Below are 25331 nucleotides of genomic sequence, written 5' to 3' on the forward strand. Positions count from 1 at the left end.
GCCCCACCCCGTCTTCCTGCATCACAGCGCCCGCTGAAACCGTGCCGCGTCTGCTGTTGAGGGGGCGAACCCGGCCCCTTGGTAAAACTGCTGTGCCCGGTCATTTCCAACCTCGGCCGCCACGGTCAGGAAATCTGCCTGCATTTGCCGCGACAGCTCTGCAGCGGCATGAAGCAATGCCCGCCCCACACCCGCTCCGCGCAACGGGCGATGCACAAAGAGGTGGTGCAGCTCCATCCCCCGTTGACCAAATTGCATCCGGGCGCGCGGGCACAGGGCTGCGTAGCCCACCAGACCGCCATGGTGTTCGGCCACCAGCACCCGCAGCCAGGGCGCCTGCCCCAGACAGTCGCGCGCAAGGCTGGCCTGTGTCACCCGCGCGGTATCCCCGTGGTGGCGCGCCAAACTGCTTACCAGATCGCCCAGCGCCCGCAGATCGCGCGCCTCGACGGGCCGTATTGTCAGATTGTCCATCTTGTCTTTCCTTTCTCAGCTCCCGAAAGACGGAGTTGGAAAAGAAAAAACCGCCCTCGGGGCGGTCGTCAGTGTCTGCACATGCGTTTCCACCCGTTCTATGAGAACAAGGCGTAAAAGACAGCGCTGTGCATGGTCATCTTCATAGCAGCCTTCTCGCGCATCGTCCGGGGCGGGTCAAGCCCCGCTTACCGTTTTCCCACCTCCTGGGCCAGGCGACGGACCTCAGCGTCCTCGGGCCAGCGTTTCATCGCCGCCTCAAGCAGATCACCGGGATAATACGCCCCTTCGGCCAGTGGACTGTCCGCCAACCGCGCCAGAACCAAGGGTTTCAGGATCGCAGCGCCCACATCCTGATCCACCATCAGCCGCAGATCTTCGGTGGTGAAGGTGCCGATCGGTTTGCGCCGCAGCGCGTGACTTTGTGCCACCAGATATGGGGCGCAACAGGGCATCGGCCAGACCACGCCTTCGATCTGCTCAATCGTCCGGGTCAGGTCGATCTGGGTCAGGTCGGCCCGGTTCAGATCGGCCTGTGGCTTCGGGTCGAGGGGCGCCCGCGCGCGCCCCTCTGGTCTTTGGTCTGGTCCGGTCATGGGAGCGCCTTAAAAGCTCATCCGTGCGTCGGCCTCAAGCATCGCCTTGGCCATCGCGTCCGGGGCCGCGACCCCAACACCGTCCAGCAACACCTCTGGCCCCACATCCTTGTTGGGCAGGTAAATCGCACAAACCTCAACCTTGGCACCGGGCAATCCGGCGATCTTCTGCATCAACGCCTGCGGGCCAACGCCCAGCGGTTTTTGCGGCGCAGTGGCGCTGTCGGGGGCGTCTTTCAGCGCCATATCGGCGGCAGGACCACACAGCAGCACATGCGGGCGCACGCCCTGTTCGGCGGATTTCATCGTCAGGACCATCGCCATCATCTGGGTTTGCGCATCCGGCGCGGTCAGGATGGTGACCAGCGTGTCGTCATCATCCGCAAGCGCAGGCGACACGGCGGCCCCAAGGGCCAAAATGGCGGCGGAGAAAGCGGTTTTCAAAGAGCTCTTAACAGCGGATGTCATGGGTGTATCCCTTTAGGTTCCAAAAAGAAAAAGGCCCCGCCAACGCGGGACCCCTTTGATCTAGTAATTACATTCACAAACATGAATGCGGCATCTTTGCATCCCCCCAAACCAGCCAGTTTTTGCCGTGGGGTCGGCGGTTGTCAGCCGTTCACATCCACAACCACGCGGCCCTTGACCTGACCTTTCAGGATATCCGCGCCCAGACGGGGCAGATCGTCGAGTGTCGCCGGGTTGATCATTGCCTCCAGCTTGTCCATCGGCAGATCCTTGGCAATCCGCTCCCAGGCGCGCAGGCGGTTGTCATAAGGCTGCATCACACTGTCGATACCCAGGAGGTTCACACCGCGCAGCAGGAAGGGGATCACCGTGGCCGGCAGCCCAGCGCCACCCGCCAAACCCACGGCCGATACGGATGCGCCATATTTCATCTGCCCCAGCACGCGGGCCAACATGTCGCCCCCCACGGCATCCACACAGCCCGCCCAGGTTTCCTTCTCCAACGGGCGTTTGGTGGTTTCATTCAGCTCTTCGCGCGGCACGATGGTGGTGGCCCCCAGCGATGTCAGATAGTCCGCCTGATCGGGGCGTCCGGTGACAGCGGCCACCTCATAGCCGAGATTTGCCAGAATGGCGGTGGCGACCGAGCCCACGCCCCCCGCCGCGCCCGTGACCAGCACCGGGCCAGTGCCCGGCGTCAGCCCATGATCTTCCAGCGCCATCACGGCGAGCATTGCGGTGAACCCTGCGGTTCCCACGGCCATCGCCTGACGGGTGGTCAGCCCCTCGGGCAGCGGCACCAGCTTGTCTGCATCGATCCGGGCCTTCTGGGCATAGCCGCCCCAACTCACTTCGCCAACGCGCCAGCCGGTCAGCACCACCTTGTCACCGGGTTTATACCGATCATCGTCCGACGCCTCGACCGTGCCCGCATAATCAATGCCCGGCACATGGGGGTAATTGCGCACAAGCCCCCCGCCCTTGGCCGAGAGGCACAACCCGTCCTTGTAGTTCACGGTGGAATATTCCACGGCAACCGTCACATTGCCCTCGGGCAGCGCATCCGTGTCGATCTCCTTGATCTGGGCCGCGGCCAGCCCCTCATCATTTTGCTCCATGACCAGTGCTTTAAACATCTTCATCTCCTCCTCTCGGGGCCTCTTGTCAGAGGTCTCTCCCGGTTAAATCCAAAACGTGTCGAAAACCGTGGCCGCGCGCGGGCCATCCGGGGTGATGACATCCAGTTCGGTGCCGCTCTCCCAATGGGTCATGCGCACCATACCGATGGCGACCCCGGTGCTGAAATCCGGCGAGTTGGCGGCAGAGGTCACCTGCCCCACCTGTCTTGTGCCATCCATCAGGGGCCAGGCGCGATCACAGGGTGGCACCAGACGCCCGTCACCTGTGTGGATCTCGATCGCGCGCACCTGCTGCACCGGGCCTTCCTTGGCCACACGCAACAGCGCATCGCGCCCCACACAGCCCAGCGCGCTTTGGGTCGAACAAAACCGCCCCAGACCGGCCTCATGCGGGGTGTTGTCGCGGGTCATATCGTTGCCGTAGCTGAGAAGCCCCCCTTCGACGCGTTCAATGCCATTGGGACAGCCGGCATGCACATCCATGGATCTGCCCGCCTCCATCAAAGCGTTCCAAAGCGGCATGGCGATATCACTGCCCTCCACATAGATTTCAAACCCGCCCTGTTTGGAGTAACCCGAGCGCGCCACAACCAGATTGCGCCCCTGAAACGCCAACCTCTTGTAGCCGAAAAACCGGATATCGCGCACCGCGTCGCCAAAGACCGCCGCGGCCAGATCGTCGGCTTTGGGCCCCTGAATGGCAAGCGGCGAGACATCCGGTTCATCCACCAGCACATCCAGCCGGAACCCATAAGCCAACCCTTTGACCCAAAAGAGCAGATCACTGTCGGCAATGGAAATCCAGAACCGGTCCTCGTCCAGTTTCACCGCCACCGGGTCGTTCAACATCCCCCCGGTCTCATCGACCATCGGCACATAGAAACACTGCCCGTCCCGCATTTTCGACAAATCGCGCGGGGTGAGCATCTGGATCAGGCGGGCGGCATCGGGGCCACGCAGCTCGACCTGACGCTCGCAGGCCACGTCCCAGACCTGAACCGCTTCTTTCAGGTGGCGATAATCTTCCTCCACCGACCGAAAGACGGTCGGCAGCAGCATGTGGTTGTAAACCGTGTAGCCCCTGACCCCGGCAGCTTCGACGCCATCAGAGAAAGGGGTGCGCCGCAAACGGCGTGAGGGTGAAATCAGTGCGGCAGTCTGTGCCATGGGTCGCGCTCCCTTGCCAGAACCTCCGGCCGCGTCAGCGACCGGGGCCTTTCCAGTCGATCTGGCAGATCTCGGCGGATTTGCCGTCGAAATCCCAGACCCGGCCAAAGGCGCGCACGCGGGCCTCGTCTGCTTTGGCGACGGTGATGTCCGGCCCCATCCAGTAATTGGTGTTGGTGATCACCTGATCGGCCCCACCCTTGCCCGGAACCGGGGTCACGGACCCGCGAATGGCCTTGCCGACAATCAGGCGACGGGTGTTGCCTTCGGTTTCAAACGATACCGGCGCGCGTTCGGCGCCCAGAAACTCGCTGACCAGCATCTTAAAGAGCCCGGTGGTGCCTTTGGCGGCCCCGGTGAAGATGTGGCAGAGCGCTTCAAACGCATCATCATCGGCGCGCTCGTCGATATAGGCGGCGGCTTTCCAGTTGCCGCGGGCCATACGACCGGGGATTTCCAGCAAAAGCCCTACGTTCAGGCCCGACAGGTCCACACCGCCGTAATTGCCGCTGTCGATGCGAATGCCCGCCCAGCCCATGCAATAGCCTTCCGTCGGCGGATGATCCCCCAGGCTGACCACACAGGGGCAAAACACCGTGCAGTTACAATTGAGGATCAGTTCCCCTTTGATGGCCCATTCAACCTGGCCGATTTGCGTCCCGTCCATTTCTCTCTCCCTTCTTTGCGCGCCCTAGATCAGGGTCAATGCGCCATTGGTGATGACCGCAAGCCCCAGGATCGTCAGTCCCCAGCCCAGCGGTTTGGTGATATAGCGGCCCAGTTCCGGCAGCTTTTCGAAAATCATGATCAGGGTGGCGAGCCCCATGAAGGCGATGTTCATCACCCCGCCCACGAACCCAAGCAGCATCAGGGCCCAGCAGCACCCAAGGCAGACCGCCCCTAGGCGCAGACCAAGCGAGATCGCGTTCCAGCGGCTCTCGCGCCAATACTGCATGTAAAAACTCATCGGATGGCGGCATTTCGACAGGCAGCTCTCTTTGAGCGCCGAAAACTGATACAACCCCGCGCCAATCAAAAGCCCGCCAGAAAGCCAAGCCGACAGGCTTTGCCCCAGGGGCGAGATCAGCCCCGCCTGAAACAGCGCCAGCTGCGCCCCAGCGGCCAGTAGTGAAAACCCCAGCCAGATGGCAAGGTATCCGCCCAGCAGTTCCGCAAAACCCCGGCGTGTGCCCGCCCCCGATGCAATCAGATCATCATAGGTCGCCAGCGCGGGAAGTGCGGTCGGGGCCATCATTGCCGCGGACATGATCATCCACATGGCAGACAGCCCCCAGAACCCGGCCTTATCCGGCGACACGATACACAAAGAGCGCCAGAACTCCGCCCCGTAAATCTGCGCCATCGCAAGCTGATCCGCCGGCACCGCCATGGCGTAAAGCACCAGCCAGCCCAAGGCCACCAGCCCAAACAGCGCCAACCAATGAGGGGCGGCCATCTGCCGAAGGCGCGGGGCTATTTTGGAAGCAAGCTGCATGTCGATCCTCATCCGAGTCGCAATTGTCTTACATTTAAACCTACGCGCAATTGTAATTGTCTGACAAATGAAATCTTCGCCCCCCGAAAGTGACGCGGCGTCCTGTTGACCGACCCGCCCCTTGCCGCCTACACAGGAAGGCATGAACGAGCAGAAACAAACCCCGCAGGACCTTTCGGCGCAAATTGCCAGCGACATTCGTGATGCGATCATCGCAGGCGACCTGATTGTTGATCAGCGCCTGCCCTCCGAGGCAGAGCTGGCCGATCAGTTCTCGGTCTCGCGCCCCACCGTGCGCGAAGCCCTGAAACGGCTGGCGGCGCAGAACCTCATTCGCACCCAGCGCGGAGCCACCGGCGGCGCCTTTGTGAACCGCATGTCATTTGAAGACGCCTATGATCAGCAGATCACCACTTCGACCCTGCTTCTGTCCATGAACCGCGTGGACTTCGAGACTGCGTGCGAGGCGCGATATGCGCTGGAACGTGCCTGCGCTCCGCTCTCTGCCCAACGCCGGACGGCCGACCACCTTGCCACCATGCGCGCCGAAATCCACCGCCAATCCCAACCAGGCCTGACCGACGAAGCCTTCTGTGCCTCGGACGTGGCCTTTCACCGCGCCCTGGTGGATGGCGCGGGCAACCCGGTGCTGTCCTACCAACTGGCCGGCGCGGTTGAGGCGATGCAGCCCCTGATGAACATGATCACCTATACGCAAAGGGATCGGGATCGGATTGTTGGGCTGCATACGCGGCTGGCGGATATGATCGAAGGACAGGATGGCGTGCAAGTTGACGCCATCCTTTCAGAGCTTGCGGATTATACGGTCGAATTGGGGCGCACTCGTTTGTCACAAAGCTGATGTGAGTGAGCCCAGCTTTCAGTCCGCGTTCACTTTCGCCGAAGAGACCGGAGCGCGGATTTCACGCGCGTAGATCATTGCCATCATGGCAACGGTTCCCCAAAACACGATGAGTGGGACCAGCAATACAAAGATCGATGTTCCGGCATTCAAAAGGACAATCGACACCCACCGGCTGCCCAACTGAGCCAACGGCCAATTTGGCAACATGATCCCAAGATCTGAAAGTACCGCAATCGCAGCCAAGAAAGCGCAGCCCACCATGATTTCTTTTCGATGCCGCATGCAGATGCGAACAGATCTAATCATGGAAACTCTTTTGTGCCCTACGGCCACAGCAATAAATCCAAGCCATAGGTAACACATGAGATGCATCATCAGGAAATACCTGACAAAGAGCCCTGCGGCTCCGAACACTTCAAATGGTATCGGGTCGAGTTTCTGACTTTGGAAAACTGCCCAAAGCAAATAGGAAAAATAGCCGACCCACTCCGATCCAAACCACCAGATCAGCGCAACAATTGTACCCCTCCACAAACAGGGCCAAACGACACCCGGCCGGGTGTGCAATCCACACCATCTCGGTTTCTCTCGTAGCAGTAGAAACCTCCACAGCCCTATTGCCATGAGGACCGCCAACAAAAGTCTTGTGAGTACCGACAGCCAAGAGGTGATTTGCAGATATTGCAGTATTTGCGGCTCGGGATTGATTTGCGCCAGCAACAACGCGGAAATGACACTGTAGACCACCAGCACAACCAAGTAAGGCACTGTCAGAAACAAAACCTGAGTGCGGGCACCGGCAAGAAGGCGAAAAATAGAAAAAACCACGAGAACTACCGCCTCTAAAAACAACTCAAAGCTTCACAGCTTTGATTATTCCCTCTGCCCCCTCTTTTCAATCCCGTCATCACCCCCTACATATGATCTGTCCCCTCGGGGACTATGGACATAAACGCGCTCGTAATAAGCGGATCGGACCCGGGGGCGGTACCCGGCGCCTCCACCATACAACACTCAGGGGCATCCTTCGCTTGGGGAACACCTTGATATCGTGGGGGCGAAACAGGATCGACGGACGTCTAAAGGGGTTAGCTTTGTTTCGGTGAGATACCACCGTTATCGGTTCACTTAAGCTAGTTGCAAACGACAACAAAGCTCCGGCAATGGCTCTGGCTGCGTAAGCAGTTCGGGTCGCCGAAACTTAAGTCCTTACGCCTAGCCGCGTTTGGCGGGGTTCGCAGGTACCTGGCAACAGAAACCTGCACTTTCCCCCGCACTTCCCCTCTGACATCTGACGTGTTTGGCTCGGCCCCCGGAATATGATCGCCCCGCTGCCCCGCTGACCGCGCCACCTGTCTAAAAGGACAAGTCTCAAAATAAGACTTTGTTCATATAAATCCGCGAGAATTTGACCAGAGCAACCCGCCTGAGCGAGAACGGAGAGAGCCGTGTCGAATTTGGACATCCTTAAAAGCTGGTATAACAAGGTCTGGATCGAGGGGGATCTCGACAGTATTGATGAGTTTTTCACCCCTGACGCCGAGGCCCAGGGCATGATGGATTTCACCGTGGGACCCGAAGATTTCAAAGCCCTTGTGGCCGCAATGCTTGAACAGATCGAAGAGATCGAGATCACCTTCAACCGCGTGGTCGAAACCGACCATTGGGTCTGGGCGCAAATGTCCGGCAAGGCAAAAGGTAAACTGACCGAAGCAGATGTGGAAGTGGCCGGACAGGTGATGTGCCGCTTTGCCAATGGTAAAATCGTTGAAGCATATAACCAAATGGATTTCCTCACTCTTTTTGAAAAACTTGGGCTGTTACCCGAAAACACTCTGGCACTGTGCCTGGCGGGGGAAACGATTGGCTGAACGGTCATCTCGCTGGGTGGCGCCGCTGACCCGCGCGATCTTCACGCCTGGCTCCGCCACGTTCAAAACCGCGATCACATCCTTGTTTTTTGCCCATGTTTCCATCAACTCTCCGCTTCCTTTTGCCCAAATTTCGCTTATGCTCAGATCAGGAAACAGCAAGGGTGCAGCATGTCCGCAACCATCGACTATGGAAACCTGATGCATGATGCCATGCGCGGCCTGATCAAGACCGTTCTGGACGACGTGGCGGAGGGTGGGCTGCCCGGTCAGCATCATTTTTTCATCAATTTCAACACGCGCCATCCGGAAACCGAACTGGCGGATTGGATGTATGATCGATTTCCCGAAGATATGACCATCGTTTTGCAGCATTGGTTTGCCGATCTCGAGGTCAGCGATGACGGGTTTTCGGTCACCCTCAACTTCGGGGATAGTCCGGAATCGATGTATGTGCCCTTTGATGCGATCAATACCTTTGTCGACCCGTCCGTGGAGTTTGGCCTGCGGTTTGAAACGCAAGACAGTGAGGACCATCACGCAAACCTGCATCTGGCAGGTGAGGATGAAGGCGAAGGCATTGACGAGGCAGATGTCGCCAGAGCCGCAGAGGACACTGCGGAGGCAGATGACCCATCCGAAGCCCCCGAGGGCGCGCATCAGGATGCCGAAGTGGTCAGCCTGGACCAGTTTCGCAAGTAGATCGCGCCGGGTCTTCCTGCCGGGCACTCCTGCTGGGTCCCCCCCGCGCATGGCTCAAAATCAGGAGAGGTTGTGGCGACCGTTCATGGGGTTTGACCGAAGGCGCCAAGAATTGTGCACGATTGCATGCAATGTTGGCGCTACCCCCGTTTTTCCGCCGTCTTTCCCACCTCTGCCCCATTGAATTTAACGCGCATTCGGGTAGAAAAGCGTCGGTTTCTTTTGAAAAAAGGCGCATGACATGACCGAGACCCGCACTGAATCCGACAGCTTTGGCCCGCTCGAAGTTCCTTCCGACAAATATTGGGGCGCACAGACCCAACGCTCGCTGATGAACTTCCCGATCGGTTGGGAAAAGCAGCCCGTCGCCATCGTGCGCGCCCTTGGCGTGATCAAACAGGCCTGTGCTGAGGCCAACAAAGCCGCGGGCAACATGGACCCGGCCATCGCAGACGCGGTGATCCAGGCCGCCAGCGAAGTGGTCGCCGGCAAGTTTGACGACAACTTCCCGCTGGTCGTCTGGCAAACCGGGTCCGGCACCCAGTCGAATATGAACGCCAACGAGGTGATCGCCAACCGCGCCATCGAAATCATGGGCGGCGTCATTGGCTCAAAAGATCCGGTGCACCCGAACGATCACTGCAACATGGGCCAGTCGTCGAACGACACTTTCCCGACCGCAATGCACATCGCCACCGCCATGTCGGTGCGTGACGTGCTGTTGCCGGGCCTTGAAAAACTGCTCGCCGGTCTTGAAGCCAAACAGGAAGAGTTCAAGGACATCATCAAAATCGGCCGCACCCACACCCAGGATGCAACGCCTCTGACCCTGGGCCAGGAGTTTTCCGGCTACGCCCATATGATCCGTCAGGGCATTGCCCGCGTGAAGGCCGCCCTGCCCGGCATTTACGAACTGGCGCAAGGCGGCACCGCCGTGGGCACCGGGCTGAACACCAAACAAGGTTGGGGTGAAGAGGTCGCCGCCAATATGGCCCGCATCACCGACCTGCCCTTCGTGACCGCGCCGAACAAATTCGAAGCGCTGGCCGCCCATGACGCGATGGTCTTCATGTCAGGCGCTTTGGCCACCGTCGCCGGGTCGTGCTACAAAATCGCCAACGATATCCGCTTCCTGGGCTCGGGCCCGCGGTCGGGTCTGGGCGAGCTGATCTTGCCGGAAAACGAACCGGGCTCCTCGATCATGCCGGGCAAGGTCAACCCGACCCAGGCCGAAGCGCTGACGCAGGTCGCCGCCCACGTGATGGGCAACAACGCCGCAATGACCTTTGCCGGATCGCAGGGGCACTTTGAACTCAACGTCTATAACCCGATGATGAGCTACAACCTCTTGCAATCCATCCAGCTTCTCGGCGACGCGGCTGACAGCTTTACTGAACGGATGCTGAATGGCATCCAAGCCAATGAACCGCGCATCGACAAGCTGATGAAGGAAAGCCTGATGCTGGTCACCGCGCTGGCCCCGACCATCGGCTATGACAACGCCACAAAGGTCGCCAAAACCGCGCATAAAAACGGCACCACCCTGAAGGAAGAGGCGATCGCGCTTGGCTTTGTGGACGAAAAAACCTTTGACGAAGTGGTCCGCCCCGAACAGATGATCGGCCCGAAAGCCTGATGGCAAAACCGGTCAACCTGAACCGGTTTCGAAAAGAAAAAGCGCGGGCCGAAAAAAAGGCCCGCGCAGATCAAAACGCCGTGTCGTTTGGCCGAACCAAAGCGCAAAAAGCGGTCGAGAAAGCCGAAAACGACCGGGTGACCCGCCTGTTTGAAGACCATAAACAGGAGGATGAGACATGAACACCCGCCCGCAAAAACACTCGCTCACGCTGCGTGGCCACCGCACGTCTGTGTCGTTGGAACCAGAGTTTTGGATGGCTTTTCAAGAGATTGCGAAATCTCGCGGTCTGGCCCTGAACGCGCTGGCGGCAGAAGTGGATGAAACACGTGGCATGGACCGCGGGTTGGCCTCGGCCATTCGGGTTTATGTGCTGAACCATTATCGCGGTTAACGCCGTTTTAACCAAGGCAGGTCAGGCTGTTGGTATGCCTATGCCTGCGCCCCTCTCCCCTGATGCTTGGATCACGGATCTGTTCAGCTCCAAAGCGGCCCGCCAAGGGGCCGTCATTCGGCGCAAATTTCGCGATATTGAACGCTATGTCGTGCGCCCAACGTTCGAGGCAGAACTGAGAAGGCGTGGATTTCATGCCGTGGAAAGTGCCGGGCAACTGGTGGTTTTCTGCAATCAGGAACCGATACAGCGCGTGGTTTAGCCGTTTTCTTGCAAGAAAACGCATCGGAAAATTGCAATCTTCCGTCTATCGGCGCGGCGTGAGCTTCAACCAGATCCCATCTTTGCCCCGCACGGTCAGATGCGCCACCGGCATCGCAGGCTTTTGCTCTACAATCTCAAACCGGTAGGCCCGGATAAGCAGTGAGAGGATCAACGGCCCTTCGATCATCGCAAAGGCCGACCCGGGGCACACCCGCTGCCCCGAGGAAAACGGAAAATAAGCCGCGCGCATACTTTCTTTGCCCTCGGGCGTCGAAAACCGGCCGGGATCAAATTCATCCGGGCGCTGCCAAATCCGCTCATGCCGATGCGCGTGCCAGGGGCTGAGCACAATCTGACTGCCTTTCGGCACCTTGCGATTGCGAAAACTTTCCGGGCACGCCGCTTCGCGCACCATCATCGGCACGGGGGGATAGAGCCGCATCGCCTCGCGAAACACGTCCCGCGACAATTTCAGCTTTGACATCACTGAAAAATAGATCTTCTCCGGATCAATCGCCGCCTGCGCTTCGTCCGCCACCTTCGCCTGCCAGTCGGGATATAGCGCCAGCAGATACAGCGACCAGGCCAGGGCCGACGCGCTGGTTTCGTGCCCTGCGAGGAAAAAGATCGCCACCTGGTCGACCATTTCCTCGGTGTCAAACCGCGCGCCCGTCACCGGGTCTTCGGTGGTCATGATCTTGGTGGCCAGATCATCCGGCGCGGTACCGGCCCTGATCCGATCCATCCGTTCGGCGGTCAGTTGGGTGATCAGCGCGCGGATGTCGCGCGCGGTGTCGCGGGTCTGGCGCGAATGAAAGCGCGGGAACCATTTCGGCAGGGGCAGGATGGCCCCCAGATTGACCACAGGTTGCGCGCGCTGGTGTTCCTTGAACCGTTCAAACACGGCCCCCGCGACGTCATGTTCGATCGGGATCGAAAACAGAGTGCGAAAGATCACATCCGCCGCCGCATGACTGGTTTGCAGCTCAATTTCAAGGGGTTGCCCGTTGGCCAACGGCGCCAGCCGCTCGACCGCCGCCACCCCGGCATCCCACATCGCCGGGAACACATCCCGCACCCGCCCGCCTTCAAAAGCCGGGTCGATGATCCGCCGCTGGCGTTTCCAGGTCTCGCCATTGGTGATGAAGACCGAGTTGCCCAACAGCGGTGCCAACCCTTCGCGAATCCGGTCAGATTTGGGAAAATCGTCGGGGCGCCCCTTCAAAACCAGATCAATCAGGTCAGGATCGTTGCACAGGTAACTGCGGAAAAACGGCGTGCGAAACTCCGCCATCCAGGCGCGATACAGACGCGCGGGCTGGGCTGACAGGATGTCTTCGCGAAACAGTTTGGCATAACGGCGCAGCGACACTTTTCCGGCGCGCGCCGGCGGTTTCGGGGGCAGATGCGGGCAGCTCGTCATGGGTCCATACTCGTATATTTCGATATGGAACGGTCAATGCGGCTGGCGGACGGTTTTCGGTTTTTATAGCGCTCAGAAAGGCTTATCGGTCCTGCCGTAATGCGGAAATAGTCGTAGTCACCGGGTTTGTCAAAGGCGCAGAGATATTGGAAATGCAGCCGGAAGAACCGCCATCTGAGTGCTTTCCAGCGTTCCGGGCTCAGCGTTTTGGTAAACGCCGCGGAAAAGACGATGGGCCAGCGTTTGCCCGGGGTCGGGGCCACGCCGGACACGCCCACCGGATCACACAGCGCAAAGGCACAGCCATCGCCCGGTGCGGTCACATCAATCCAGGTGATCTGATCTGCCTGGCACAGGTCATGCAGATCGCGCCGCAGCCGCCAGGCATCGGGTAGGAAACTGACCATTGGCACCACCTGCCCCAGCGTCAAAAATCCCAGTTTCGGCCCATCCGCCGGCACCCGCCCGTCCCGCACCAGATCCGCCAGGATCGACACGCCCAGATGCGCGCCGGAACTGTGGCCGACCACCAGTACCTCGTCCACATCACTTGTCAGCGCCGCCGCGATCTGATCGGCAAATTCGGCCATACGGGCCTCAAGCTTTGGCGGGTTGGCACCTTTCGAGGCCGCCGAATAGCTGTAATCATGCATCAGGTAATAAACGTAAAGCTTGTTGTCGATGTTGCGAAACCACCGCAGAGCGGCGACCACAACGGCGATGCCGACAATGACGCCAATCCCACTTGCAATCGTCGGCCCACTCAGCGGCGCCAGCAAAAGCGCCGCGCCCCCGCCGATGATCCACCCCGCCAACAGCGCAAGGATCAGCTGCAGGATCAACATGCCCACCGGATAAAGGGCCGCGATCACCGGTCCTTTGCGCAGCCGCATCAGGCGGCGCAACGCGCCGGACCCGATATAGGTCCAGGCGGTGCGCGCCATCAGCAAATAGGTCTGCAGGATGTTCAATTCCATGCTGTCGCGCACGATGTCGGACCAGACCAGCACGTCAAACTCGGCCTCGGTCTCTGTTCCGGACATCCGCCCCGTGACCTGCCAGCCATAGGTGCCTGCGCCCTGACGGCCGATCAGATCCACCTCATAGCCGGAAATCGCCCCCTGGCGTGCACTTTCCTTGCGATACAGTTCGCGATAGCGGCGGGGATGAATCGGGTCATAGCCGGGAATGTAAAACACTCTCCGCCTGCGGATTTCCTGCCCGTTCGACCCGTCTGTCACCATCTACCCGGCCTTTTCTCTGGCCCCAATCTGATCAGACGATAGCGCTGGATTGCGGCCAAAGTAAGCCCCGGCCTGTGGATTTGCCCCACTCGGCCCGCTCTTTTTCTTGCCCAAAGCACCTCGGGGTGAGGCCGAATGGCCGAGGGGCAGCGCCCCTTCCCCGTCAGCCCAAAGTGGCCAGTGCAGGGAAGGTTTCCAGCAGCCAATAGGAAAAGGCCGAGAAGCCGCCGGTCAGGATCAAAAGACCAATGGTCCACAAAAGCAGCCCCATGATCCGCTCAATCCGTTCCATATTGCGCTTCATGAACGCCATCAGCGGCCCCATGCGCGGGAAAAACGCGGCGACCAGCAGGAAGGGAAGGCCCAGCCCGGCGGCGTAAACCGCGAGCAAAAGCGTGCCGTGTGACACGGACCCTTCGGTGGCGGCCAGCGACAGGATCATGCCCAGCTGCGGGCCAATGCAGGGCGTCCAGCCAAAGGCAAAGGCCAAGCCCAGCAGATAGGCCCCAAAGGCACTGCCCCCCTGGTCGCCCGCATCCACACGCGCCTCGCGGTTGAGGAACGGAATGTTGATCACGCCGAGGAAATGCGCGCCGAAAACCATCACAACAACACCGGCGAAGGTGTTGAAATAGCCTTGATTTTGCAAAAAGAACGACCCGAAAACAGAGGTGGTGAACCCTAAAAACAGAAACACCGTCGACAGGCCCAGAACGAAGAACCCGGCGGTCATGATCACCTTGCCCTGCCCGGTTTTGCCTTCGGTCATATCCCCCATCGACACCCCCGACATATAGGCCAGATAGGGCGGCACAATCGGCAGCACACAGGGGCTGAGAAAGGACAGCACACCGGCCACCAGGGCCACGATCATTGCGGGCAAAAGGCTCGCATCTATGAGGTCAATTCCGAACATATCCCCCACATAGGGCAATGCGCGGGGGCTGTCACCTGCCAGATGGTCACATCCGCGCGACCGTGATGAACCGGCATGCTGGACAGACGGCCCCGGGCATCTTATGTGACCCACATGACCTATGATGAGACCCTCGATGCCATTGGGCTGTTGTGCCCGCTGCCCGTGCTGAAAGCACGCAAGCGTTTGAAATCCCTTGAAAGCGGTCAGGTGTTGCGGCTGGAGGCAACCGACCCCGCCGCGGTGATCGACGTGCCGCATTTCTGCGCCGAACAGGGCCATGAATTTCTGGGGGACGAAGCGGAGAACGAGGTTACCCATTATTTCATCCGCAAGGGCTGAGGTTTTCGACCTTCCAAAGATAAAGCCGGGCAAGTTGCCCGGCTTTTCTGTTTTCGTGGCTCAAACCCGCGAACCGGTTTGGCGGTCCAGTTTAGCGGCCGAGTGACCACCAGCCCTTGCGCTTGGGCTTGGGCGGCTCGTCCGATTTGGCCTCTTCCACCGGCGCAGGGTTCGGCGCGGGGTCCGCAACGGCCTCTGCGGTCTCAAGAACCGGTTCGGGAGCAGGCTCGGCCGGAGCCTCAACTGCTGCCTCAACGGCTGCGTCCACCGGAGCAGCTTCGGCATAAACCTCGGCTTCAGCCGCAGGCGTTTCTGCTTCTGCCGTCACGTCTTCCTTCTTCTTGCGCGGGGCGCGTTTGCGGGCGGGCTTTTTCTTCGGCTTTTCGTCCTCAGCGGGCGTTTCTGCCACCGCTGCCTTCGCCTCACCCTCGGCGGCGTCGTCGCTCACCGGAGCCTCTGGGGCCTCTGCGGCCTCTTCAGCCTTCTTCTTACGCGGCGCGCGTTTGCGGGTCTTCTTGGGCTTTTCCTCTTCCGCAGGGGGCGCGGCCTCTGCCTCTGCCGGAACAGCCTCTTTCGCCACCGCCTCGCCGTCCTGAGCCGCCTCAGCCGGAGCTTCGTCAGACTTTTTCTTGCGCGGCGCGCGTTTGCGCGTGGCCTTTTTCTTCGGCTTTTCGTCCGCCTCTGCGTCGGCAGCGGCTTCGGTTTTGGCCTCAGCCTCTTCGCCCTCTTTCACGTCAGCTGGCGCGTCTTTTTTGGGCGTGTCCTCGGACGAGGTTTCATCGCCGTCAGCCGATGCCTCTGCCTCGTTTTCGGCGTTTGCCTCGCCCTCTTCCCCGTTGCCGGAGCCGCGACGACGACGACGACGGCGGCGGCGTTTTTTGGGCTTCTGTTCCTCTTCGCCAGCGACGGTCGGGGTCTCTTCCTCAACCACTTCGGCCTCTTCGACCTCGTCAATCTCGCTCATCAGTGCGGCATCTGCGGTCACCACAGGGGCGGCCGCTTCGGGCACCACGCGGGTCGCGGTTTTGAACTTCTCGATCGCGTAATCCGGTGAAATCAGGAAAGGATCAGCCTCGATCCGCACCGACATGCCATAGCGCGCTTCGATCTGGGCGATATGTTCACGTTTGTTGTTCATCAGGAAGTTGACGATCCCCACCGGCGCCTTGACCAGCACCTCGCGCGAGCGGCGACGCACGCCCTCTTCTTCCAGCTGGCGCAGGATGTTGAGCGCCAGGTTGTCGTCGGACCGAATGAGGCCGGTGCCGTGACAATGGTTACACGGCTGGGTCGTGGCCTCGATCATGCCGGGGCGCAGTCGCTGACGCGACATTTCCATCAGGCCAAAGCCCGAAATGCGGCCCACCTGAATGCGGGCGCGGTCGGTCTTCAGCTTGTCTTTCATCCGCTTTTCAACGGCGGCGTTGTTGCGACGTTCATCCATGTCGATGAAGTCGATCACAATCAGGCCCGCAAGGTCGCGCAGACGCAGCTGACGGGCCACCTCTTCGGCGGCCTCCAGGTTGGTCTTCAGCGCCGTTTCCTCGATCGAGCCTTCCTTGGTGGCCCGGCCCGAGTTCACGTCGATCGCCACCAGCGCTTCGGTCACGCCGATCACGATATAGCCGCCGGATTTCAGCTGCACGGTCGGGTTGAACATCGCCGACAGATAGCTTTCGACCTGGTAGCGCGCAAAGAGCGGCATCTGGTCGTTGTAGCGTTTCACGTTTTTGGCGTGGGACGGCATGATCATTTTCATGAAGTCCTTGGCGGTGCGATAGCCCGCTTCGCCTTCCACAAACACCTCGTCGATCTCGCGCGAATAGAGGTCGCGGATGGTGCGTTTGATCAGGTTGCCTTCTTCATAGATCTTGGCGGGCGCAATGCTTTCGAGCGTGTGCGAGCGGATCTGTTCCCACAGGCGCTGCAGATATTCGTAGTCGCGCTTGATCTCGGTCTTGGTACGCTTGGCGCCCGCGGTGCGCACGATCAGCCCCGCACCTTGCGGCACGTCGATCTCAGCCGCGATTTCCTTGAGCTTCTTGCGGTCGGTCACATTGGTGATCTTGCGGGAAATCCCGCCGCCGCGTGCGGTGTTGGGCATCAAAACGCAATACCGGCCCGCCAGCGACAGATAGGTGGTGAGGGCCGCGCCTTTGTTGCCGCGTTCTTCTTTGACAACCTGCACCAGAAGGATCTGGCGCACCTTGACAACCTCTTGAATTTTATACCGTTTCGGGCGCGGTTTGCGACGCGGTCGGATATCTTCGGAACTGTCATCATCAGCGACACGTTCGATCTGGTCGTCTTTTTCATCCGCTTCCAGAGGATCGTCTTCATCATCCTCATCATCGTCATCCGCACTGGTGCTGTCGTCATCAGAGGTGGCAGCGGTGTTGGCGTTTTCTTTGGCCTCTGCGCCGGTCTCTTCATCCGACGCAGGCTGATCACCTGCATCTTCGGATGTATCTGCGGTCGCAGTCTCTGCCGCAGCGCCGTCTTCGGCCGCGGCCTCGTCCTTGGGGTCGGCGGGTTCGGCCACCGGGGTGTCCTCGACCAGATCCATGGGCGAATGGCCCTCAAGCGTGTCCGCCCCGCCTTCGTCCAGATCAATCACATCCATGCCCGATGCACCGGCGTCACCGGTCTCAGGGCTGGTGTCCACCTCTTTGGTGGCCACGGCATCGTCCGACTTGGTCTCTTCGGCCTTGGATTTCGACCGCGAGCGGCGGCGACGACGGGATTTGGGTTTTTCTTCCTCAGCGGCCATCGCTTCGGCATAGGCGCGCTCTTCTTCCAAAAGCGCCTCGCGATCCGCGACCGGGATCTGGTAGTAATCCGGGTGGATTTCCGTGAACGCCAGGAAACCATGGCGATTTCCGCCATAATCCACGAAAGCGGCCTGCAGGCTGGGTTCAACCCGCGTGACCTTGGCCAGGTAGATATTCCCGGCTAGCTGGCGTTTATTTTCCGATTCAAAGTCGAATTCCTCGACCTTGTTGCCGTCGACCACAACAACGCGGGTTTCCTCCGCGTGGGTGGCATCGATAAGCATCTTTTTAGGCATATTGTCTTTCTGCACCTAGCATCAGGCGCGCGCCCGACCCCTGTTGGGGGCGGACCCACGGCACGTGAAAGGTGGCTTGTCAGGGCGAAAGAATGCGGGGGAAAAGGCAGCGCATTCAGAGGCTTGCACCCCTGATCGTTTCTCTGCTCTGTCCTCGCACGCATCATCGCGTTTCTTCTCCGGAACCGGCGGCCTGCCTGCAACGATTGCGCGTCACCTGCTGAAAGACGGTTTCCCGTCTGTGGCCCGCGAGGCCCCAATTTCAAGCTGCCCCCGGCGTCCGGGGTACAGCGATGTATCCGACCGGACCACGATCATTTGCCGTGAAAGCCGATCTTCAATTCCTGCCGGTCAGGAGGTATTCTGCATGGTTTTTGCGAACCTGCCCTGGCGCGGCGCTCTCGGTCCGTTCTGTCCGGTGTCCTGGCAGTGACCTTGCGCTTGGCAATGGCCTGCCCCGAAGGGAACGGCGAAACTCTGATCAGAGGAAACGACAAGGCGCCCCTCTTCATCCTGAACATATGTGGCAAGTGGGGGGAATGACAATGGGCAAAATGCAAAGAAGGGAAAGCAATTCGCCATTTAGATGAGGCGGGACAACCGAAGCGCCCCGCCTGATCCGCCGATTTGCCCGTCCTGCTTGTCAGTATTGACCGCCCGAAGACAGCGAACCGAAATCTGCCTTGCCCGGCACAACCACACGTTCGCCGGTGGATGTGGTCACAACAGATCCCTGATCGTTTTCGGCCGGTGAAAACAGCGGCAGGTTCGACCCCATGGCAAAACCACCGTCAAACATGATGCCAAAAAGCGGCTCTTCCCCATCCCGGAAATACTCTGCCACCACGTGTTCACCGCTGGCGTCATTGGGCAGACGCGCGCCGGTGAAGCGGTCGATCTTGATGAAATGCCCCCCGGGCGGCACTTTGAACGCGCCCCCGCCATATTCCTTGATCGCCTCTTTCATAAAGCTGTTGAAGACCGGGCCACACATGCCACCCCCAGAGGCACCCGGCATGGTGCGCGGACGGTCATAGCCGATGTAACAGCCGGCCACGATATTTGAGGTAAAGCCCACAAACCACACGTCACGTGCGTCATTGGTGGTCCCGGTTTTGCCCGCGGTGGGGACCGGCAAGTTCACCGTGGACGAGGCCGTGCCGCGTTTGACCACCCCGGTCATCATCGAGGTCAGCTGATAGGCGGTGATCGCATCCATCACCCGCTCGCGGTTCGACACAATCGCCGGGGCCGCCCCGGCCGCCAGGTTCGCAAGGGTGCAGTCCACACAATCGCGCTGGTCGTGACGATAGATCGTTTTCCCCCAGCGATCCTGCACCCGGTCCACCAGCGTCGGCTCCACCCGTTCGCCGCCATTGGCAAACATCGCATAGGCCGCCACCATCTTAAAGAGCGTGGTTTCCTCGGCCCCCAGTGAATTGGCCAGAAACGGGTTCATATTGTCATAGACGCCAAAGCGTTCCGCATAGGCCGCCACCGTGTCCATGCCAATTTCCTGCGCCAGGCGCACGGTCATCAGGTTCCGCGATCGTTCAATCCCCGTGCGCAGCGGCGTAGGGCCGTAAAATTTGTTCGACGCGTTCTTGGGGCGCCAGACCTTGCCCCCGCCCACATCCACCTCGATCGGCGCGTCAATCACGATGGTTGCCGGGGAAAACCCGCTGTCCAGCGCCGAGGCATACACAAAGGGCTTAAAGCTCGACCCCGGTTGCCGCGTGGCCTGGGTGGCGCGGTTAAAGACGCTGTCCTGATAGGAAAAACCGCCCTGCATGGCGATCACCCGACCGGTGTTCACATCCATCGCCATGAAGCCGCCCTGCACTTCGGGCACCTGGCGCAGGGTCCAGCGGATAAAGCTGCCATCGTCGTCGCTGACCATGCGGCGCACCAGCACAACCTCGCCCACCTTCAGCAGATCCCCCGCAACCCGCGCCTTACGGCCCAACTGGCCGGTTTCCGGGTCACGGCGGCGTGCCCATTGCACATCTTTGGCCGGGATCCAGTGACCGTCTTCGTCTTCTTCCACCCCCTCAATGCCGATGCGGGCATCCTTTGCCCCGACCTCCAGCACAACGGCAGGGTGCCAGCCTTCAATATCTCGCGAGATCCTGGCGCCTTTCAACGCCGCCCGCCAGCTGGCCTCATTCCCCAGTTGATCGGCGGCAATCACTTCGCCGCTTGGGCGCCAGACCCCCTGACGACGGTCATATTTCTCAAGCCCGTCGCGCAGGCTTTTCGCCGCCACTTTCTGCAGTTTCGGATCCACGGTGGCGCGCACGGTCATGCCGCCGGTGAAAAACTCTTCCTCGCCAAAATCGCGCGACAGCTGGCGGCGGATTTCATCCGAGAAATAATCACGCGGTGGCAGGGCCTGCCGGAACGCCGGGAAATCCCCCGCCTGCACCGACCGCAGCGGCAGCGCGGCTTCGCTGTCATAAGTTGCCTTGTCGAGATAGCCGTTTTGATACATCTCGCGCAGAACATAATTGCGCCGCTTCAGCGCCGCCTCCTTGTTGCGCACCGGATGCAGGCGCGCGGGCGCCTTGGGCAGCGTCGCCAGATAGGCCGCCTCATGCGGGGCCAACTGCCCCAGCGTCTTATTGAAATAGGTCTGGGCCGCAGCCGTCACACCATAAGAGTTCTGCCCCAGGAAAATCTCGTTCAGATACAGCGACAGGATCTGATCCTTATCGAGCGTGTTTTCCAGCCGCACCGACAGGATCAATTCCTTGATCTTGCGCTCAGCCGAGCGTTCCGAGGACAGCAGAAAGTTCTTCACCACCTGTTGCGAAATCGTCGAGGCCCCGCGCAGGCGCCCCCCCTGGGCGGCCTCGATCGCGGCGGCAATAATGCCGCGCATGTCAAACCCTTGGTGATTATAGAAATTCTTATCCTCGGCCGAGATGAACGCGTTTTTCACCATTTCCGGAATTTCATCCGCTGGTGTGTACAGGCGTCGCTCGCGGGCGAACTCGTCCATCAGGTCGCCTTCACCGGAATAGACCCGGCTGATCGTGGCAGGGGTATAGTTCGACAGCTGCTCATGGCTGGGCAGGTCGCGCGAATACATCCAGAAGACGCCGCCAATCACCAATGCCCCCACAACCACCCCGAGGGTGATGAAGGTAAAAATAGAGCCAAAAAAGCCAAGAATGAATCGGACCACGTGCGCCTCCGGGTTACGTCCATCCTCCTATAAAGGGCGCGCCCTCGGGGGTCAAAACCCCAACGCGGGGAAAAATCGGCCAAATCACGCCCGTTTGACCTTTGGTCAGCCCCCATGGCAGCCCAAAATCCGCCTCAAAGCCCGCGGGTTCGCGGGGGCGGTCACCGATGAGCGGGTGCATGACGGGGCGCATGATCGGGCGCAGTTGATTGCATCCCCCGCGCCCCGCCCCTATGTCTTGAGGCAACAGATCAATCCGGAGGCAACATGTTCCACCCCCTTCCCTTCCCCGCCGCCAAACCCCTTTTTGACGCCAATGCCGGGTCCGGCGACGGCTCTGACGGTGGGGCATTTGGCAATCTGCCCAGCTGGGATCTGACCGATCTCTACAGCTCAGAAGAGGCCCCCGAACTGTCCCGTGATCTGGATTGGATCGACACCGCCTGTGCCGAATTTGCCGCGACATACCAGGGCAAACTGGCCGATCTGGACGCCGCCGGAATGCTGGCCTGTGTGCAGCAGGATGAGAAAATCACCATGATCGCCGGGCGCATCATGTCCTTTGCGGGGCTGCGGTATTACCAGGAAACCACCGATGCGGATCGCGCGCAGTTTTTCCAGAACTGCCAGGAACGCATCACCGTGGGCACCGCGCCGCTTGTCTTTTTCTCGTTGGAAGTCAACCGGTTGGACGACGATCTTCTGGAAGGTTGGTTTGCCGAAAACCAAGACCTCGCCCGCTACAAACCGATCTTTGACCGGATGCGCGCCCTGCGCCCCTATCAGCTGTCGGACGAGCTGGAACAGTTCCTGCATGACAAATCCTCGGTCGGATCTTCGGCCTGGAACACGCTGTTTGACGAAACTGTCGCCGGGCTGATGTTCACCGTAAACGGCGAAGAGCGCAATCTTGAGGCCACCGCCAACCTGTTGACCGAGCACGACCGCCCCACCCGCGAGGCCGCCGCGCGTGAAATCGCCCGCGTGCTTGGGGAAAACATCAAGATCTTCGCCCGCGTGCACAACACGCTGGCCAAGGAAAAGGAAATCGAAGACCGCTGGCGCAACATGCCCAGCCCGCAAATGGGCCGGCACCTGTCCAATCACGTGGAACCCGAAGTGGTCGAGGCGCTGCGCAACGCCGTGGTCGACGCCTACCCGCGCCTCAGCCACCGCTATTACGAGCTGAAGCGCAAATGGCTGGGCCTGGATACCATGCAGGTCTGGGATCGCAACGCGCCCCTGCCGATGGAAGACGACCGGCTGGTCGACTGGCCCACGGCGGAAAAAATCGTGATGGAGGCCTATGCCGATTTCGACCCGCGCATGGCCGAGATCGCAAAGCCCTTCTTCACCGATGGCTGGATTGATGCAGGCGTGAAACCGGGCAAGGCCCCGGGCGCTTTTGCCCACCCCACCGTGACCGACGCGCACCCCTATGTGATGCTGAACTATCTGGGAAAACCCCGCGATGTCATGACCTTGGCGCATGAACTTGGTCACGGTGTGCACCAGGTTCTGGCGGCCGATCAGGGTGAACTTCTGTCCTCCACCCCGCTGACACTGGCCGAAACGGCCTCCGTCTTTGGCGAAATGCTGACCTTCCGCAAGCTCCTGTCCGAGGCCAAGACCAAGGCAGAGAAAAAGGTGCTGCTGGCCGGCAAGGTCGAGGACATGATCAACACCGTGGTGCGCCAGATCGCGTTTTATGACTTTGAGTGCAAACTGCACGAAGCGCGCGCGGGCGGCGAGCTTACCCCCGATGACATCAACGCCCTTTGGATGTCGGTGCAGGCCGAAAGCCTGGGCGGCGCGTTTGAGTTCATGGAGGGCTATGAAACCTTCTGGGCCTACATCCCGCATTTCGTCCATTCGCCCTTCTACGTCTACGCCTACGCGTTCGGCGACGGCCTCGTGAACGCGCTTTACGCGGTCTACGAAGAAGGCGACGCCGACTTCCAAGAGAAATATTTCGACATGCTGAAAGCGGGCGGTGCGAAACACCACAAAGACCTGCTCGCCCCCTTCGGCCTCGACGCATCCGACCCGAAATTCTGGGACAAGGGCCTGTCGATGATCGAAGGCTTCATTGATGAATTGGAGGCGATGGAGTGATCCACGCTTAAACCATCCCCTCCCCGCCTGGCCACGCCCGCGCGGGGGGGCACCCTACAGGCGGGCACCGCGTGTGCGCCCCCAAGGCCCATTTCGGGTAACCTTTTTTTTCTTGCCCAAAATACCTCGAAGTTCGAGGGCTTATTGGAAACAGTCTGGGGGACTGTTTCGCCCGATGAACGGGCGAAGCCCTGTCAGCGGGCCGAGGGGCAGCGCCCCTTCCCCGTCGCCTTAATTCACTTCAACTGGCTGTCTTTCGACCCGCGGCGGTTGAAACCGGGGCGCGTCTTGAAGGCCGCATCGCGGTCGCGCACGCAGTCGATGCAGAGCTGGCTCAGACCATCGCGCAACGCATCAACAACCTGGCTTTGCGCCGCTTCCATCTCAGCCCGCTCGGCTTCCGCAGCCTCAACCTCCCGTCGCGCATCCGTCACGTCATTCGCGATCAGGACAATGCGCATCAGTGTGCCATCGAGATCGGTGACCGGAACGAACCCACCATCCACAATGACTTTTTGCCCATTTTTTCCGATCAGATGGAAGTGACCATAAAGGCTATCCCCCCCGGTCACCTGCAGCAGCACGTCGGTGAGCGTGAGGCCCTCTTCTTCGCCACCGGCAAACAGTGTTGCGAAATCCACATTCAACAATGCAGCCTCATCATGACCCATAACCGTCATGAAATGCGGGTTGACCGCAAGAACGGTTCCATCCGTTGCCAGGTCGATTTTGATCTGATTGCTGTTGATGGCTTGCATCAAGGCCTCGTTGACAAACCGATCCGTGATATCCTGCCATTCGGCCACATATCCAATGACGCAATTGTTGGTATCACGCACTGCATCCACCAACACCTTCAGACGTGTTTCCAAGACTGAAAGCACAACTTCACAGGGCAGATCTTCTGCTGCGATCAGCCGATCGGCCACATCGGATTGAGAACTGAAAGCCAGATACTGTTCAAAATTTCTGAACTCACCCAGATCCTGCTCGCCAGAGGTAACAGCCTTGGCACAGTCGCTTTGCAACTGCTCGATCAGCTCCTGCATCGCAGGGTTCACCATGCTGATATTCAACGTGTCATCCATCATCATCAAACACGTGGATGCGCCTTCGAACGCGGTGCTGCGGAACCGGTTTTCGGCTTCGGCTTGCGCCCCTTTACCCAATTCTCCCGCGAAGTCCTGCAATGCGGCCGCCAAACGACCCAACTCATCATGGCTGCGTGAGGTTGGTATTTCCACATCATAATTCTTGCGGGCAATCTGGCCCACGGCACAACCGATATCATGCAAGGGTGTCATGACAATTTTCCGCACCCCAAACATGATGGCAATCAAGGCGACAATAAAAATGCCCGCAGAGATGCCCGCGATTCGTATTTGGTCTGACAACACAAGGGCGTGGGTTTTCTCTGCATTCCACGCAATCGCCAACACCCCAAGCTGGCGATCCCCGCCGCGCGCTTTGACCGGCTGCGCAACATAAAGCCCGCCTTTCGAAACCTGCTTTTCGCCTGTGTCCAGGGCTGCATTCGCCAGCCGTTCCAATTCGTCAATATCTGCGATTTCCGGGCCGATTTGCGTCAGGTTCCGGCCATTTGCAGCGAGCGCCATAATCGTCGGGGCGTTTGGATCCTCCGGATCCACCATCGGTTCAAGCCGGCGATTGATGCCGTTGACATTCATCATCTGGAAGGACCCGACCAGCGCGTCGGCCACCAATGCGGTGATCTCTTGATCTCCTGCAGCGGTCAACTGATCCACCACCTGATTGCTGCCGCGCAACGACAGGCTGACCAATGCCAGCCCCGAGATCCCCACCGCAACGATGATTGGCACCGCCAGCTTAAAAAACACCGAGTTAATTCCACGCATTCGCTTGCCGGGTGTGACTTCTGGTTTCATCGTTGTTTTGTACCCTTCCCGCTGAGAGGCAAGTTCGCCTGACCTTAAGTTCAATCACG

At 59.9% G+C, this 25331-nt stretch carries 23 protein-coding genes and 1 other RNA gene; 9 read left to right on the plus strand and 15 right to left on the minus strand.

The window, feature by feature from the left end; all coding sequences use genetic code 11:
* Window positions 1–21: 21 nt before the first annotated feature.
* From ACP15V_RS00090 to ACP15V_RS00120, 7 genes are all read right to left on the minus strand, one after another.
* The gene (locus tag ACP15V_RS00090; RefSeq protein WP_424941686.1) at window positions 22–474 is read right to left on the minus strand and encodes an N-acetyltransferase family protein; all 453 of its coding nucleotides are present in this window, start codon (window positions 472–474) and stop codon (window positions 22–24) included.
* A 188-nt stretch (window positions 475–662) separates the two neighbouring features.
* Window positions 663–1070: a contact-dependent growth inhibition system immunity protein gene (locus ACP15V_RS00095; protein WP_424941687.1), complete on the minus strand. Its 408-nt coding sequence runs from the start codon at window positions 1068–1070 to the stop codon at window positions 663–665.
* Window positions 1071–1079: 9 nt separating this feature from the next.
* The gene (locus ACP15V_RS00100) at window positions 1080–1538 is read right to left on the minus strand and encodes a hypothetical protein (protein ID WP_424941688.1); all 459 of its coding nucleotides are present in this window, start codon (window positions 1536–1538) and stop codon (window positions 1080–1082) included.
* 143 nt (window positions 1539–1681) lie between these two features.
* Window positions 1682–2674, minus strand: a complete 993-nt coding sequence (gene acuI / locus ACP15V_RS00105) for an acryloyl-CoA reductase (RefSeq protein WP_424941689.1) — start codon at window positions 2672–2674, stop codon at window positions 1682–1684.
* Between the two features lie 45 nt (window positions 2675–2719).
* The gene (locus ACP15V_RS00110) at window positions 2720–3844 is read right to left on the minus strand and encodes a dimethylsulfoniopropionate demethylase (RefSeq protein WP_424941690.1); all 1125 of its coding nucleotides are present in this window, start codon (window positions 3842–3844) and stop codon (window positions 2720–2722) included.
* Window positions 3845–3878: 34 nt separating this feature from the next.
* Window positions 3879–4511 (minus strand): DUF1326 domain-containing protein, encoded by a 633-nt coding sequence (locus tag ACP15V_RS00115; RefSeq protein WP_055191758.1) that lies wholly within the window; start codon window positions 4509–4511, stop codon window positions 3879–3881.
* 24 nt (window positions 4512–4535) lie between these two features.
* Window positions 4536–5300, minus strand: coding sequence for a DUF2182 domain-containing protein (locus tag ACP15V_RS00120; RefSeq protein WP_424941691.1), 765 nt, complete (start codon window positions 5298–5300; stop codon window positions 4536–4538).
* Window positions 5301–5481: 181 nt separating this feature from the next.
* Here ACP15V_RS00120 and ACP15V_RS00125 point away from each other — a divergent pair, with 181 nt between their 5' ends.
* Window positions 5482–6201: a FadR/GntR family transcriptional regulator gene (locus ACP15V_RS00125; RefSeq protein ID WP_424941692.1), complete on the plus strand. Its 720-nt coding sequence runs from the start codon at window positions 5482–5484 to the stop codon at window positions 6199–6201.
* 18 nt (window positions 6202–6219) lie between these two features.
* Here ACP15V_RS00125 and ACP15V_RS00130 read toward each other — a convergent pair whose 3' ends face one another.
* On the minus strand, window positions 6220–7032 hold the full coding sequence (locus ACP15V_RS00130; protein WP_424941693.1) for a hypothetical protein: 813 nt from the start codon (window positions 7030–7032) through the stop codon (window positions 6220–6222).
* 60 nt (window positions 7033–7092) lie between these two features.
* Here ACP15V_RS00130 and ssrA point away from each other — a divergent pair.
* The 6 genes from ssrA to ACP15V_RS00160 all read left to right on the plus strand — a co-directional run bounded on the left by ssrA (window position 7093) and on the right by ACP15V_RS00160 (window position 10807).
* Window positions 7093–7470: a transfer-messenger RNA gene (gene ssrA / locus ACP15V_RS00135) on the plus strand.
* A 182-nt stretch (window positions 7471–7652) separates the two neighbouring features.
* Window positions 7653–8075 (plus strand): ester cyclase, encoded by a 423-nt coding sequence (locus tag ACP15V_RS00140; protein ID WP_424941694.1) that lies wholly within the window; start codon window positions 7653–7655, stop codon window positions 8073–8075.
* 171 nt (window positions 8076–8246) lie between these two features.
* Entirely contained in the window at window positions 8247–8777 is a 531-nt protein-coding gene (locus tag ACP15V_RS00145) for an SspB family protein (RefSeq protein WP_424941695.1), read from the plus strand.
* 241 nt (window positions 8778–9018) lie between these two features.
* Window positions 9019–10413, plus strand: coding sequence for a class II fumarate hydratase (gene fumC / locus ACP15V_RS00150; protein ID WP_424941696.1), 1395 nt, complete (start codon window positions 9019–9021; stop codon window positions 10411–10413).
* Entirely contained in the window at window positions 10413–10595 is a 183-nt protein-coding gene (locus tag ACP15V_RS00155; RefSeq protein WP_424941697.1) for a DUF4169 family protein, read from the plus strand. Before fumC ends, ACP15V_RS00155 begins: the two co-directional genes overlap by 1 nt.
* The gene (locus ACP15V_RS00160; RefSeq protein WP_424941698.1) at window positions 10592–10807 is read left to right on the plus strand and encodes a ribbon-helix-helix domain-containing protein; all 216 of its coding nucleotides are present in this window, start codon (window positions 10592–10594) and stop codon (window positions 10805–10807) included. Before ACP15V_RS00155 ends, ACP15V_RS00160 begins: the two co-directional genes overlap by 4 nt.
* 7 nt (window positions 10808–10814) lie before the next feature.
* Here the strand turns inward: ACP15V_RS00160 and ACP15V_RS00165 are convergent, their stop codons facing one another.
* From ACP15V_RS00165 to ACP15V_RS00180, 4 genes are all read right to left on the minus strand, one after another.
* Window positions 10815–11093, minus strand: a complete 279-nt coding sequence (locus ACP15V_RS00165) for a hypothetical protein (protein WP_424941699.1) — start codon at window positions 11091–11093, stop codon at window positions 10815–10817.
* A gap of 21 nt (window positions 11094–11114) precedes the next feature.
* Window positions 11115–12494, minus strand: a complete 1380-nt coding sequence (locus tag ACP15V_RS00170; RefSeq protein ID WP_424941700.1) for a cytochrome P450 — start codon at window positions 12492–12494, stop codon at window positions 11115–11117.
* The gene (locus tag ACP15V_RS00175; protein ID WP_424941701.1) at window positions 12491–13738 is read right to left on the minus strand and encodes a hypothetical protein; all 1248 of its coding nucleotides are present in this window, start codon (window positions 13736–13738) and stop codon (window positions 12491–12493) included. Before ACP15V_RS00175 ends, ACP15V_RS00170 begins: the two co-directional genes overlap by 4 nt.
* A gap of 163 nt (window positions 13739–13901) precedes the next feature.
* Complete coding sequence (locus ACP15V_RS00180) at window positions 13902–14654, minus strand: cytochrome c biogenesis CcdA family protein (RefSeq protein WP_424941702.1); 753 nt, start codon at window positions 14652–14654, stop codon at window positions 13902–13904.
* 114 nt (window positions 14655–14768) lie between these two features.
* Between ACP15V_RS00180 and ACP15V_RS00185 the strand changes: the two genes are divergently transcribed.
* Window positions 14769–14996: a sulfurtransferase TusA family protein gene (locus ACP15V_RS00185; protein WP_424941703.1), complete on the plus strand. Its 228-nt coding sequence runs from the start codon at window positions 14769–14771 to the stop codon at window positions 14994–14996.
* A gap of 91 nt (window positions 14997–15087) precedes the next feature.
* Here ACP15V_RS00185 and ACP15V_RS00190 read toward each other — a convergent pair whose 3' ends face one another.
* The gene (locus ACP15V_RS00190) at window positions 15088–18063 is read right to left on the minus strand and encodes an Rne/Rng family ribonuclease (RefSeq protein WP_424941704.1); all 2976 of its coding nucleotides are present in this window, start codon (window positions 18061–18063) and stop codon (window positions 15088–15090) included.
* A 643-nt stretch (window positions 18064–18706) separates the two neighbouring features.
* Entirely contained in the window at window positions 18707–21250 is a 2544-nt protein-coding gene (locus ACP15V_RS00195) for a penicillin-binding protein 1A (protein ID WP_424941705.1), read from the minus strand.
* A gap of 267 nt (window positions 21251–21517) precedes the next feature.
* Here ACP15V_RS00195 and ACP15V_RS00200 point away from each other — a divergent pair, with 267 nt between their 5' ends.
* Window positions 21518–23365 (plus strand): M3 family oligoendopeptidase, encoded by a 1848-nt coding sequence (locus tag ACP15V_RS00200; protein ID WP_424941706.1) that lies wholly within the window; start codon window positions 21518–21520, stop codon window positions 23363–23365.
* A 236-nt stretch (window positions 23366–23601) separates the two neighbouring features.
* Here the strand turns inward: ACP15V_RS00200 and ACP15V_RS00205 are convergent, their stop codons facing one another.
* Window positions 23602–25242 (minus strand): PAS domain S-box protein, encoded by a 1641-nt coding sequence (locus ACP15V_RS00205; RefSeq protein ID WP_424941707.1) that lies wholly within the window; start codon window positions 25240–25242, stop codon window positions 23602–23604.
* Window positions 25243–25331: the final 89 nt, after the last annotated feature.

It is taken from the genome of Aliiroseovarius crassostreae (genome assembly GCF_049803815.1).
Taxonomy (GTDB): Bacteria; Pseudomonadota; Alphaproteobacteria; order Rhodobacterales; family Rhodobacteraceae; genus Aliiroseovarius; species Aliiroseovarius crassostreae_A.